The sequence below is a fragment of the Vicinamibacterales bacterium genome, assembly GCA_036496585.1.
Taxonomy (GTDB): Bacteria; Acidobacteriota; Vicinamibacteria; order Vicinamibacterales; family 2-12-FULL-66-21; genus JAICSD01.
On record DASXLB010000003.1, the window covers coordinates 38,442 to 51,394 of the forward strand.

A 12,953-nucleotide genomic window follows, 5' to 3' on the forward strand; every position below is an offset into this window, starting at 1 on the left:
TCGGGAAGAACGGGAGACAATTTGCTCCCGTTCCTCCTGACTCCTCAACGTCCGCCGGAGACGGAAGGATGCTGACTCTTCTGCTGACATTGCTGGCGCAGAGCGGAGCGCGCGCGCCAGCCTTTAAGACGAGCTCGGATCTGGTCGTGCTCCACGTCGCCGTTGTCGATCACCGCGCGGGCTTCGTCGCCGGTCTGCCGGCCACCGCGTTCCAAGTCTTCGACGACGGGCGCTCGCAACCGATCGCGTTTTTCGAAGCCGACGACACGCCGGTGACGGTCGGACTGCTCATCGACAGCAGCGGCAGCATGGTGTCGCGCCGCCCAGCGGTGATTGCCGCCGGGATGGCGTTCGCCGAATCGAGCCGTGCCGACGACCAGATGTTCACCATCTGCTTCAACGAAAAGGTCTGGCGCGGCCTGCCGGATGGTCAGCTGTTCACCAGTGATCATGCCGAGCTGCACGCCGCGCTCGATCGTTCCGGTGCGCGCGGCCAGACGGCGCTCTTCGACGCGATCCACGCCGGCTTGAGCCAACTCGATGCGGGAACCATGACCCGCAAGATCCTGATTGTCGTCAGCGACGGCGGCGACAACGCCAGCCGCGCGCACTTTCAGGAGGTGCTCGAGGCTGCGCTCCGCCGCGACGTGGTCATCTACACCATCGGCATCTACGATAGCCGGGACGAGGACGCCCGGCCGGGCCTGCTGCGCGAACTGGCGTCGGCGACCGGCGGGGAGGCCTTCTTCCCCACTCGCCTCGACGAGGTTCGTCCGGCGCTCGAGCGAATCGCGCGCGACATCCGCAGCAGCTACACCATCGGGTTCGTACCGCCGCCCGCCTCGGCGAGCGGAGTCAGGCACACGCTTCGCGTCGAACTGCGCCCACCCGACGGCCGCAAGCTCGCCGTCCGCGCGCGTTCGGCCTATGTGAGAGAGGGACATGACGCCGGCGGCCCACAGCACTGAGATGGATCGCCGCGGCTTGCGCACGATGGAGCGGCTGCTGTTCGTCGTCGCGGCACTCGCGCTGGCCTGGTATGCCGGCGTGACGATCGCCGCCGCCCGCGAACAGGCCGCGCTCTCGAGCGAGTTGGACCGCGATCGTGCCGCGCTCGTCACCGGGACAGGCGCGCCCACGGGGCCGGCCGCGCGGGCGCCGGCCCCGCCGGCGGCCCGCTCGCTGGTCGCCCGGATCGAGATCCCGCGTCTGCGCGTCGCCACCATCGCCCGCGAGGGCGTCGACAGCGGTACGCTGCGCGCGAGCGCCGGGCACGTCCCAGGAACCGCGCTGCCTGGCGAGATCGGCAACGCGGCGTTCGCCGCCCACCGGGACACCTTCTTCCGGCCGCTCCAGGGCATCCGCCGGGGAGACGAAATCGCGGTCACGACTCCGCTCGGGGTCTTCCGATATCAGGTCACCGGCACCCGCATCGTCGATCCCGACGAGACGTCGGTGCTCGATCGCACTCCGGACGCGACGCTCACCCTGGTCACCTGCTATCCGTTCGACTACGTCGGCAGCGCGCCGCAGCGTTTCATCGTCCATGCACGGATGACGAGCGCCAGCGACTGACGCCCCCCGTCTGAGGCCCGCCGCCGTCGGATACTATGGGGTTCATTGGCCCCACGGAGGTTCACGATTCTCGGCGCCGTGGCCGCTGCGGCGCTCGTGCTCGGCAGCGCCGCCCTGTATCTGTGGCCCCGGGGGCAGATGTTCGCGCTGGCGCCCGACCCTGAGCAGAACGTCCTCCTGGTCACGATTGACACGCTGCGCGCCGATGCCCTGTCGGTGTACGGCGGCCCCGCGCAAACGCCCAACCTGGACCAACTCGCGGTGCACGGCGCCCGGTTCACGTTCGCGCACGCCCACACGGTCGTGACGCTTCCCTCCCACACCTCGATTCTGTCGGGGCTGCTGCCGTACGAACACGGCGTCCGCGACAACAGCGGCTTCCGGGTCAAGCCGGGCACGCCGACGCTGGCGACGCGCCTCAAGCCCCGCGGATTCGCGACCGGCGCATTCGTCGGCGGCTTTCCTCTGACCAAGCGATTCGGGTTGACGCTCGGGTTCGACGATTACGACGATCAGATGCCCGAGATGCGCGGCGCGATCGAGATCTCGATGCCGGAGCGGCCGGCCGACGTCGTGGTGACCCGCGCACTCGACTGGATCAACCAGCAGAAGGGAAAGTTCTTCGCCTGGGTGCACGTCTACGATCCGCACTCGCCGTATCGGCCGCCGGCGGAATTCCTCACCCGTTACGCGCAGCAGCCGTACTACGGCGAGGTGGCGTTCGTGGACCACGCGCTCGGGCCGCTGTTCGAGCGCGTCGCCGCCCTGGAGCGGCCAACGCTGGTGATCGTGACGGCCGATCACGGCGAGAGCCTCGGGGCGCACGGCGAGCTGACGCACGGCATGTTCGCCTACGAGCCGACGCTTCACGTCCCGCTCATCGTCGCGCGGATCGGTGGCCACGTGCCGTCGGCGGCCGGGTTGGTGATCGACGCGGCAGTCCGCCACGTCGACATCGTCCCGACGGTGCTCGATGCTCTCGGCGCCGACAGGGACGCGCGCCTGCAGGGCGCTTCACTGCTACCCATGATCGACCAGGGGGAGCGGTCGGATCGGCCGTCGTACTTCGAGGCGATGACCTACAACCTCGTTCGCGGCTGGGCGCCGCTCCGGGGCGTCCTGCTGGAGCGGAACAAGTACATCGACCTGCCGCTGGCCGAGCTCTACGATCTCGCTGCCGACCCGGGGGAGGAGACCAACCTGGCCTCGTCGCAGCACGACCGGACCGCGGTCCTCTTCAATCTGCTGCGCGGCTATGATCTCGCGCCGCCCAACCGACCAGGACAGGAGTCGGCGGAGAACGTGGCCGCGCTTCGCTCGCTCGGGTACGTAGGTGGCAGCGCGCCGGCCAGGACGGTCTACACCGAGGCTGACGATCCGAAGCGGCTCGTCCAGATCGACAACGACCTGCACCAGGCGACGGACTTCACGCAGCAGGGCCGGCGCGACGAGGCGATCGCGATGCTGAAGAGCGTGATCGCGCGCCGTCACGACACGGCAGACGCGTACCTTTCGCTGGCGTATGCCTACTGGGACAACGGCCAGCCGCAGCCGGCCATCGCCACGCTGGAGCAGGCGCTGAAGGCAGGCGCGCCGGATCGGGACATCCGCATCCGGCTGGGGCTCTACCTGGCCGAGAGCCATGCCGACTCGCGCCGCGCCATCGCGCTGCTCGAAGGGATGTCATCGGAGGACGTCGAGGCGCTGAACGGCCTCGGTGTCGCGTACGGCGACGCGGGCCGGGCCGCCGACGCGGTCCGCACGTTCCAGCGGGTCCTCGCTCTCGACCCGACCAACGGCCTCGCCTACCAGAATCTCTCGGCGATCGCTCTTCAGCAGGCGCTGTCTTCGAACGCGGACGCCGAACGCCGGACGAAGCTCGAAGAGGCGGAGGCCGCCGCTCGGAAAGCGATCGATGCCGACCCGGCGCTGCCCGACGCCTACACGACGCTCGGCGTCGTCCTGGCCTCGACCGGGCGCAAGACCGAAGCGATCGACGCCTGGAAGAAAGCGGTCGATCTCGACCGCGGCCAGTTCAACGCACTCTACAATCTCTGGTCGGAGCTGGCCGCTGCCGGACGCCGCGAGGAGGCGATCCTCTATGGCCGCCGCTTCGTCGATACCGCGCCGCCTGCGTTTTTTGCTCCCGATATCGCGCGCGTCAGAGCGACCCTGCCGCCGCGATAGCGGTTGGAGGTCGGGTGCCGGAGGTTGGGGACTCGCTCAGCGCACTGCGAACCCGACGTCACGGGTCGCCTGTCGCGATCCGTCGGTCAGCGTGGCGCGGAGGGTGTACGGCCCCGGCTGGAGATTGCGCAGCGGAAGGGTGTCGGTGACGCGTATCGGGTCGCCGGGTTCGACGGCCGGCACCACCGTCAGCACCCGCGTGCCGGCGGCGTCGAGAACATCCAGCGACGCACTGGTGTGCGGGCCCCGCGAGACCCCCTCGAAGTACACGCGCAGCGTGTCGGACGCCGCGAATACACGATCCAGCGTCGGGGCGAACGGCAGCGACGAGGGGGCGCGCTTGGCGGGCGGAGGCGCCACCGCCACACGCGCGCCACCTGCATAGGCCAGCGCCACGCCGCCGATCGCGACCGGAGTCGCGCGCAGATCGGCGACGTCGAGATCCAGATAGACGCTCCCGCCCTTCTGCAGGCGCTCGCTGGTCGCCGACACGCGAAGATCGTAGCGCCCTGGCGGCAGCTCGATCGCCTCGCCGACCTGGTACGAGACCATGGAGGGTGCGTCCTGGGGACGGCCCGTCGGCACCAGCGTCAGGCGCCCTTCGAGACCGCCGAGCGAACGGACACGCGCTTTCTTGTCGTTCACCGCGAGGATCTCGTAGGTCAGCGTGTCGCGCAGCCGGCCGTCGGGATCCCGGAGGTCGTGCACCGCCGCGGTGACCTCGAGCGCCAGCGCGACGCGCGTCAGCCCGGGCGCCGGGTCGGGCAGGGCGACGGCCGTGAGCCGCATCGGGAGATCCCCTTTCGGCAGCACTCCCGCCGAGAGCGCCACCATCTCGGAGGCGTTCCGCGACGGCTTGGCGGGGCCGCTCGGTACGTAGCCGCGGCGGAAGCGCAGCCGCCAATCGGGATGGCCGGGGATGGCGACGCCGAGCGTCCGGAAACTGCCGCCCTTCTGCTCCGCCGGATAGAAACCCAGCAGGTAGTAGTGATCGAGATCTTCGACAATCCGCTCGAGGCCGCCGGTGAAGTCGTCGGAATTGGTGACCGCGAAACCGCCCGACGCCTCCGACATGATCTGGAGCCCGCTCTGCGCCTGGCGCAGCGGGCTCTCGAAGTCGCTCAGTCCCTGCGAGCAGGGATCGCGATCGCCGAAGTTCAGCACACCCGGCGCACATTCGCGCAGCAGGTCGCCGGAGGCCACCGCGCCGCGCGGATCGATCGCGTAGACCGCGACGTTGGAGCGGCGCATCGCGTCCATCATGTCGATGAGCGCGAAGTCGTGATACGTCGCCGGCGCCACGGTCGCCAGCGCGCTGACGTCGCCGGCGGCGTATGCGGCGCCGCCTTCGGGGACGTCGCCCGCCGGAGTCATCGCCCCGAACAGCCCGTGCAGATCCTTGCCGATCCCCTCGGAGATCAGCACGAACGCCTTTCTCCTGGAGTCGCCGCTGCCGAGCAGACGGGCGGCGTCCCGCAACAGCTTGTATTGCGTCAGGTTGTCGAAGAAATCCTGCATGCTCGACTGCTGGACGCGGCCGATCCGATCGAGGACCGCCAGCGGATCGGCTTCCGGATCGACCCGCGGCACGGTCTGCGCGTCGCTCGCCGTGTGCGGACGCCGCCACGACTGCCGTCCCTTGATCGTCTCGATCGCGGCCGCGAGCACCGACCGATCGGTGCTGAGGTTGGTGCTGTGGTCGCCGCTCGTGAACAGCACCGCCATCGACGACTGCGGCCCGAGCTCGGCCAGGGCGCTCCGGGCGATCACCTTGGCGCGCTCGCTCCGCTCCCGGTAGATGTGCAGGTCGTCGACGACCAGCACGACGAGGCGGCTCGCCTGCGCATCCTGGTTGTCGGCCGTGTCGTGCCTGATGCCCGCCGGCAACGCGGCAGCCGCCCGCGCGCGTGCCGCGTCGTGCGAAACTTCGTCGAAGCTCGCGATCGCCTGGGTCTTGCCGCGATCGCGCAGCACGAAATCTGCGGGTTGCAGCCCGCGCACCGGCGCGCCATCCTTGTCGACGACAACGACGTCCACCTGCACGAGATCGACGCTCGTGCGGAACGTCGGCGCCTGGCTCTGCAGGATGAGCGCCGAGGCGAACCCCATAACTGCGGCTGCCTTCAACATCACTGGCGCGACAGATCGATCACGTCGAAGTAGCTGCCGATGCGCCCCTCGCTGAACGCCGCCAGGAGCACGTGAATCGGGTTGAGGAGCTGCTCCGAGCGGGGGCCCAGTGTCTGAGGCTGGCCCGGATCGATCCGGAACGGCCGCCCCTGGTTCAGGAAGTAGGCGCGGACGAACGTGCTGCGCGAGTCGATCGGCAGCGCCGCCACGTTGCCGTAGAAGTGCTGGAACAGATCCCCGCGGAACAGGTACTGCTCCACGTTCGAGGTATAGAACACGCTGACGGTGGCGCGATGCACTTCGAGGTAGCGCCCCACCGAGCGGAGCGCCTTCGGACCCGCGAAATCGCCGACGATCGGCACCACCAGGTTGCGCAGCTCGAAGTCACGGAGCGTCCCGTACAGGTCCTCCGACGCCACGTAGCTGCGCTGCACGCCGTCGAGGTCCTTCTCGACCATGAGATCGCGGTAGTTCGGGAAAGGCTGCCAGCCGTTGCCGCGTCCGAACGAGTAGCGGATGTCAGGGCCGGCGCTGTAGAACGCGCCGAAGACGTAGTCGATGGTGCCGAAGTCGGCCGCCGTCAGGTCGAAGCCGTGCGCCTGCAGGGTCGCGCGGATGTCCTGGCGGGTGCGCTCGAACGCCAGCGCGCTCGGCTCGACGCCCTGGAACGCGGCGAGCAGCTCGTCTGGGCCGGCGACCGCCGCGACATCGGCGCGCGGCTTTCGCGAGAACAGCCGCGCCAGAAACTCCAGGCGAGTCGGCGATCGCTCGATGATCGCCTTGTACATCAAGTGCAGCAGCATGTTCTGCCGGCGGATGTCGACGATGAACGCGATCCGCGGCTTGAGGGCGGCGATGTAGGTGAAGTTCTGATCGGGACCGACCCCGATGTAGGCGCTCGCCGGGGTGGTGTCGGTCCGCAGCCGCGGAATCACCTGCTGAAACGCCAGTTCGTTCGAGACGAGGTTGTCCGATCGGAACGTCCCTCCCGGCTCGGAGAAATCGTTCACCAGCGTCCAGAACGTGTGGTCGTCGAGCCGATCCGGAAGTGCCTCGCCGCGCGGCCGCGAGGTCGAGGTCAGGCACAGGCAGAGCGCCGACACGGCGATCACCAGGATCCCGAGCCGGGCCGTGCTGCCGCGAGTCATCGATTGAGTATAGCGATTTCGCTACAGGCCGAACGACAGCGGGCGGCCCGAGAACGTCACCGTCTGCGTCCGCTTCGTTCCGGCCACGCGCGCCACGATCGTGCGGCTCAGCGGCGGCCGCATCGCCGAACCTGGCGTCAACTCGATCGACAGCCGCGACGTCCGATCCGTCCAGCGCAGCGTCAGCCCCATCCAGCCGCCGTTGCGGTAGGCGAACGAACGCCCGTCGTCTTCGAACACCGAGAACTCGCCGTCGCTCCCGGGATAGACGGTGAGGCTCAACGGAGCGTCGCTCGGCTCGGCGGTGTACTGCCTGACCGGCCCCATCGGAATGATTGCGCCCGCCCGAACGAAGATCGGCATCGTCTCGAGATCGACGGCACGCTCGACCTCCCTGCCCCCGTCGACGCCGGCTTCCGTCCAGAAGTCGAACCAGGATCCGCGCGGAAGATACAGCCGGCGCGCGGTCGCGTTCTTCTCGACGACCGGTGCGACGAGGATATGCCGGCCCCAGAGGTACTGGTCGCCGCGCGCGACCGCCGCCGGGTCGTCGGGATAGTGGAGCCACATCGCGCGCAGGAGCGGCATCCCGGTCAGCGTCGTCTCGCGCACCGCCGAATAGAGGTACGGCATCAGGCGGTAACGCAGATCGAGGAACTTGCGGCAGATCGGCTCGACCTGCGCGTTGTGCAGCTCGGAGTCGGGTGGACGGCCGGCGCCGGAGTAGGTCGAGGTCTCCTCGGGACCCAGTTCGCCGGTGTTCCACCCCCACGGCAGCCGCAGATGCCACGTCCGGCCGTGGGCGCGGAAGAGTGGACAGAACGCCGCGAACTGGAACCACCGCACGTAGAGATCGCCCAGCAGCTCGGGCGTCGGCACGAACCCGCCGATGTCTGTGCCCCAATACGGAATGCCGCTTAGCCCGGCGTTGACGGCCACCGGCACGTGCGTCTTCAGGGTCTCCCACGTCGAGTAGACATCGCCCGACCACAGGAACGCGCCGTATCGCGCCATGCCGCTGTAGCCGTTGCGGTGCAGCGCGTAGGGGCGCTCGTTCGGGCGCCACAGCTGCGATCCTTCCCAGTACATGCGGATGCGGTTCAGCCGCGACGGCGGGTCCAGCCCGTCGCCCTGGTCGGGCCACCAGCCGTCGATTCCGAGGTCGAAGACTCCCTTGTGATGGGGCCAGTAGCAGCCCACACTGCGCTCGTCGGGCCAGGTGCCTTTCGTAAGGTCGCCGCTGGCGTCGGGGGTGCGGCCGCTGCGCTCCGGGGTCGTGCACGGATCGCTGACCGTGCCGGTCAGATGCTTCCCTTCGATGACGACGTGGAGCACCACGTTGTAGTGGAGCGCGTGGAGTTCGTCGATCGCCTTCTTCGGGTCCGGGAAGACATCCTTCTTCCACTCGAATTCGCCGTTGTGGGTATTCCATCCCGACGGACAGAAGTCCGTGCCCAGGTAGATCAACGCGTCGCACGGCAGCTTCTTCTCGCGCAGCGTTCTGGCGATCCCCATCACTTCGTCTGGGCCGGCGAGTGTACGGTGCGACTGCTGGTAGCCGAAGGACCAGAGCGGCGGCATCTCAGGCAGTCCGGTGATCCGCGCGTACTCGCGCATGATCACCGCCGGGTCCTTTGAGACGACGAGGAAGCAGTCGAGCGGCAGTGGCGATGCCGCGGTCAGCTTGACGCGGTCCTCCCTGAGATCGAACGTGGCGAAGGGCTGGTGGATGAAGACTGCCCAGCCTTCGGTTCCGATCAGCCACTGAATCGGAACGCGGCCGCCGTGCGTGCGCAACTGGTAGCCGCCCTGCCCGTTGCGCATCGGGTCGACGACGCCGCGGCGATCGAACTGGGCGCCACCCTCGCCGAAGCCGAGCAACGGAGCAGCACCGGCGAGGAACTGGAACGCGCCGCGCTCGTCCAGCGTCAGTTCCTGGATGGCGCGTCCCGTGGCATCCGCGACCCGCACCGTCAGCGGCGAGGCTGCCATCGTGACCCGCAGCGCGCCAAACGTGTAGCTGCCGGCCGAATTCCCGATCTGCCGTTCGTCGAGCGGCACCAGAGCGCCGTCGGGATTGAACGTCGCGCCAGGTTCGCGCGCGGCGACGAGCAGCCGTAGTGTCGTCGGCGAAACCGACGAGAGGCGCACCTCAACCGGCGTTCCGGCGACGCTCAGCGGCTGGCCCTGTGCGTCGGCGTCGATGCGGAGCCACGCGGCCGCGCCGGCCAGGCCCAGACCCTTCAAGGCGCTTCGACGGTTCATGGGAGCGCGTCAGGCTATTTCGCGCTGAAGGCGAACACCGTGCGCGTGTCGTAGCTCTTGCCTGGCTGCAGGATCGTCGACGGGAAGTTCTTCTGGTTCGGCGAGTCCGGGTAGTGCTGCGTCTCCAGACAGAGCGCCGACCGCAGGACATACACCTTGCCGCCCTTCCCCTTGATCGTGCCGTCGAGGAAATTGCCGGTGTAGAACTGTACGCCGGGTTCGGTGGTCGAGATGTCGAGGGTGCGGCCGCTCTTCGGATCGGTCACCGTCACCGCGTGCTGCAGCCCCGCGGCTTTGCGATTCAGCACCCAGTTGTGATCGTAGCCGCTGCCGTTCTTCAATTGCGGATTCGGATCGTTGATGCGCGCGCCGATCGCCGTCGGCTTGCGGAAGTCGAACGGCGTCCCCTGGACGGGCGCCAGCTCGCCCGTCGGAATCAGGGTGGTGTCGACGGGCGTGTAGCGGTCGGCGTCGATCGTCAGGACGTGATCGAGGATCGTCCCGCTCCCCTCGCCGGCGAGATTGAAGTAGCTGTGCTGGGTCAGGTTGATGGGCGTCGCTTTGTCGGTGGTTGCGTGATAGTCGACGATCAGCTCGTTCTTGTCGGTCAGCGTGTAGGTGACACGCGCCTGAAGGGTGCCGGGATAGCCCTCTTCACCGTCCGGGCTGGTACGGGAGAAGGTCGCCGACGGCAGGTTCGCGGCGTCCTTGGTGGTCACCGTCCACACCTGCTTGTCGAAGCCCTTGTCGCCGCCGTGCAGCGAGTTCGGCGCGTTGTTGATCGGCAGGGTGTAGCTCTTGCCGTCGAGCGTGAACTTCCCCTTGGCGATGCGGTTGCCGTAGCGCCCGACGACCGCGCCGAAATACGGCGGCGTCGGCTCGTGCCAATACGGTTCGGGCGAGTCGAAGCCGAGCACGACGTCAGCGATCGTGCCGTTCTTGTCCGGCACTTTGATCGACGTGATGATCGCGCCATAGGTGATGGCCTGGACTTCCATGCCGTGGCTGTTCTTGAGTGTCACCATCTCGATCGGCTTTCCGGCGTAGACCGCGCTGGTCGTGGTTTTCGTGACGGATGCGGCGAGGAGCAGGGCCGGGGCCAGCACGGCCGCGGCCCAGCGAATCGGTATGAACATGGCGCGCATGATGACATAGAATCCTCTCTCGCGTGCCGCCTTCCGCCGGGCTCCAGTTCCAGAACGTCAGCCGCTCGTTCGGCGCCGTCCGCGCGTTGCGCGGGGTCAGCTTCGACGTCGCCGAAGGCGAGGCGCACGGGCTCATGGGCGAGAACGGCGCCGGTAAGTCGACGCTGCTCAAGATTCTCGCCGGCATCATCCAGCCCGACTCCGGCGCGATTCACTGGCGCGGTGAGCGGCTGCACCTGGGCAGCCCGCGCGAAGCGCTCGAGCGCGGCATCGGCATGGTGTACCAGGAGATGCTCTGCTTCGAGAACCTGAGCGTCGCCGGGAATATTTTCGCGGGCCGTGAATTGACGCGTGGCGGCCGGCTGCAGCACGCGGCGATGCGGCAGCGGACGCGCCTGCTGCTCGACGAGCTGCACCTGCCGGTGTCACCCGATGCTCCGGCCGCGTCGCTGTCGACCGCCTACCGCCAGCTGCTCCAGGTGGCGCGCGCGCTGGCGTTCGAGTGCCGGATTCTCGTGCTCGACGAGCCCACGACGTCGCTGACCGATGCCGAGACCGACCACCTGTTCGCCGTGCTCGAGAAGCTGAAGGCGCGCGGCACGACGCTGCTCTACGTGTCGCACCGGCTGCCGGAAGTGTTTCGCCTATGCGACCGCATCACGGTGCTGCGCGACGGCGGCTACGTCGAGACGTGCGACCGCCGCGAGGTCACGCCCGATCACATCGTCCGGGCGATGGTTGGGCGCGACCTGCCGCCGCGCGCGACCCGCATCGCGCCGTCCGGCTCCGGTCTCGCGCTGTCGGTCGACGGGCTTGGCAGGCGGCCGGCCTTCACGAACGTCTCGCTCACCGTCAACCGCGGCGAGATCGTCGGGCTGTTCGGGCTGGTCGGCTCCGGCCGTTCGGAACTCCTCGAGACGATCTTCGGCCTGTACCGCGCCGAAGCAGGCCGGATTCGAATCGACGGAGAGGAAGTCCGGGTCGCGTCGCCGCGCGACGCGGTACGCGCCGGCATCGCGCTCGTGCCCGAAGAGCGGCAGCGGCAGGGGCTGATGTTCAACCTGACCGTGCGGCACAATCTCGTGCTGCCCGAGCAGACGGCGCGCGGCGGACGGCTCGTGCAGACGGCGCGCGAGCGCCAGACTGCGCACTCGCTTGTCGAGCGGTGGCGCATCAAGACGGCCGGCATCGACGTGCCGCCGGACTCGCTCAGCGGCGGCAACCAGCAGAAGATTGTCGTCGCCAAGTGGCTGGCCACCGCGCCCAAGGTGATCCTGCTCGACGAGCCGACCAAGGGGGTCGACGTCGGCGCCAAGTTCGAGATCCACGAGATCATCCGACTCGAGGCGGCGCGCGGCGCGGCCTGCCTCGTCGCGTCGAGCGACCTGCCGGAAGTGCTCTCGCTGTCCGACCGCATCCTGGTGATGCGGGAGGGGTGCATCCAGGGCCAACTGCTCGCGGCGGACGCCACCGAGGAAACGGTCATGCGGCTCGCGACGCACGACACGGTCTCGCCAACACCGAGTCGCGGCGGAGGCCCGGCATGAAGCGATTCTGGCGGGCGCGCGAGTTCAGCACCGTCTGCATCCTGGTTCTCGAGGTGCTGTTCTTCACCTGGTGGCTCTGGCCCGACGGGTCGCGGCCGCACCCGTTTCTGAATCCCGGCAACTTCCTGCTGATCCTCAAGTACTCGTCGATCTACGGCATCGCCGCGATCGGCGCGGCGATCGTCATTATTTCCGGCGGCATCGACCTGGCCCCAGGGGCCGTGATGGCGCTATCGGGCGTCGTGGCCGCGGATCTGTTCGTCGTGCAGGGCTGGGGCCTGGGACCGGCGATGACGGCGGGCGTCCTGGTCGGCCTCCTGTCGGGGCTGCTGACGTCGGTCCTGATCGTGCTCGTTCGCCTGCCGCCGTTCATCGCGACCCTCGGGATGATGGGGATCACCCGAGGCATCGCGTTCATCATCACCCAGGGACAATACTTCGACGTGTCGAGCCGGCTGATCGGCGGCTGGCGACCGTTCGGACTGCCGGCCGATTGGGTCGCGCCGATCATCTTGATCGGGCTCGCCCTCGTCTTCCAGTTTCTGATGACCGCCTTCCAGTGGGGACGCAGTGTCTTCGCCGTCGGCGGCAACGAGACGGCGGCGCTCTTCTCCGGCGTCGCGGTCGGCCGGGTCAAAACGTCGGTCTACGTGGTTTCGGGCATCCTTGCCGCCATGTCCGGCGTGGTGCTGGTCCTGGTGCAGGGACAGGGCAAGGCGGATCTGGCAAACGGCTACGAGCTGGATATCATTGCCTCGGCCGTCGTCGGCGGCGCGAGCCTCTCCGGCGGCCGCGGCTCGGTCGTCGGCGCCGTGCTCGGAACGCTGATCTTCGGCGTGCTGCGTAACGCGCTGCCGCAGATTCCCGGCGCGACGTTCTACGATCGGCTCATCGTCGGACTGGTCGTCATCGTCATCGTCGTCGTCGACCAGCTGCTGTTGAAGAAACGCGGGTGA

The 12,953-nt window shown here is 68.5% G+C and carries 9 protein-coding genes; 5 read left to right on the forward strand and 4 right to left on the reverse strand.

Annotated elements, in window-relative coordinates:
* Positions 1-68: 68 nt before the first annotated feature.
* From VGI12_00445 to VGI12_00455, 3 genes are read left to right on the forward strand one after another with little or no spacing between them, the layout of a single operon-like run.
* On the forward strand, positions 69-968 hold the full coding sequence (locus VGI12_00445; GenBank protein ID HEY2431108.1) for a VWA domain-containing protein: 900 nt from the start codon (positions 69-71) through the stop codon (positions 966-968).
* A 1-nt stretch (position 969) separates the two neighbouring features.
* On the forward strand, positions 970-1,575 hold the full coding sequence (locus VGI12_00450; GenBank protein ID HEY2431109.1) for a class D sortase: 606 nt from the start codon (positions 970-972) through the stop codon (positions 1,573-1,575).
* A 45-nt stretch (positions 1,576-1,620) separates the two neighbouring features.
* Positions 1,621-3,762, forward strand: coding sequence for a sulfatase-like hydrolase/transferase (locus tag VGI12_00455; protein ID HEY2431110.1), 2,142 nt, complete (start codon positions 1,621-1,623; stop codon positions 3,760-3,762).
* Positions 3,763-3,798: 36 nt separating this feature from the next.
* On the opposite strand, the gene VGI12_00460 is transcribed toward VGI12_00455, so the two are convergent.
* Genes VGI12_00460 through VGI12_00475 form a run of 4 tightly spaced genes read right to left on the reverse strand, consistent with a single transcriptional unit; the run spans position 3,799 to position 10,441 of the window.
* Positions 3,799-5,892 (reverse strand): VWA domain-containing protein, encoded by a 2,094-nt coding sequence (locus tag VGI12_00460; GenBank protein ID HEY2431111.1) that lies wholly within the window; start codon positions 5,890-5,892, stop codon positions 3,799-3,801.
* On the reverse strand, positions 5,892-7,040 hold the full coding sequence (locus tag VGI12_00465; protein ID HEY2431112.1) for a hypothetical protein: 1,149 nt from the start codon (positions 7,038-7,040) through the stop codon (positions 5,892-5,894). Before VGI12_00465 ends, VGI12_00460 begins: the two co-directional genes overlap by 1 nt.
* Positions 7,041-7,061: 21 nt before the next feature.
* Complete coding sequence (locus VGI12_00470; GenBank protein ID HEY2431113.1) at positions 7,062-9,305, reverse strand: TIM-barrel domain-containing protein; 2,244 nt, start codon at positions 9,303-9,305, stop codon at positions 7,062-7,064.
* A gap of 14 nt (positions 9,306-9,319) precedes the next feature.
* Positions 9,320-10,441 carry an aldose epimerase family protein gene (locus tag VGI12_00475; protein HEY2431114.1) on the reverse strand — a complete coding sequence of 374 codons (1,122 nt, stop codon included), beginning with the start codon at positions 10,439-10,441 and terminating at the stop codon, positions 9,320-9,322.
* 32 nt (positions 10,442-10,473) lie between these two features.
* Here VGI12_00475 and VGI12_00480 point away from each other — a divergent pair, with 32 nt between their 5' ends.
* The gene (locus VGI12_00480; protein HEY2431115.1) at positions 10,474-11,997 is read left to right on the forward strand and encodes a sugar ABC transporter ATP-binding protein; all 1,524 of its coding nucleotides are present in this window, start codon (positions 10,474-10,476) and stop codon (positions 11,995-11,997) included.
* Entirely contained in the window at positions 11,994-12,953 is a 960-nt protein-coding gene (locus tag VGI12_00485) for an ABC transporter permease (protein ID HEY2431116.1), read from the forward strand. Before VGI12_00480 ends, VGI12_00485 begins: the two co-directional genes overlap by 4 nt.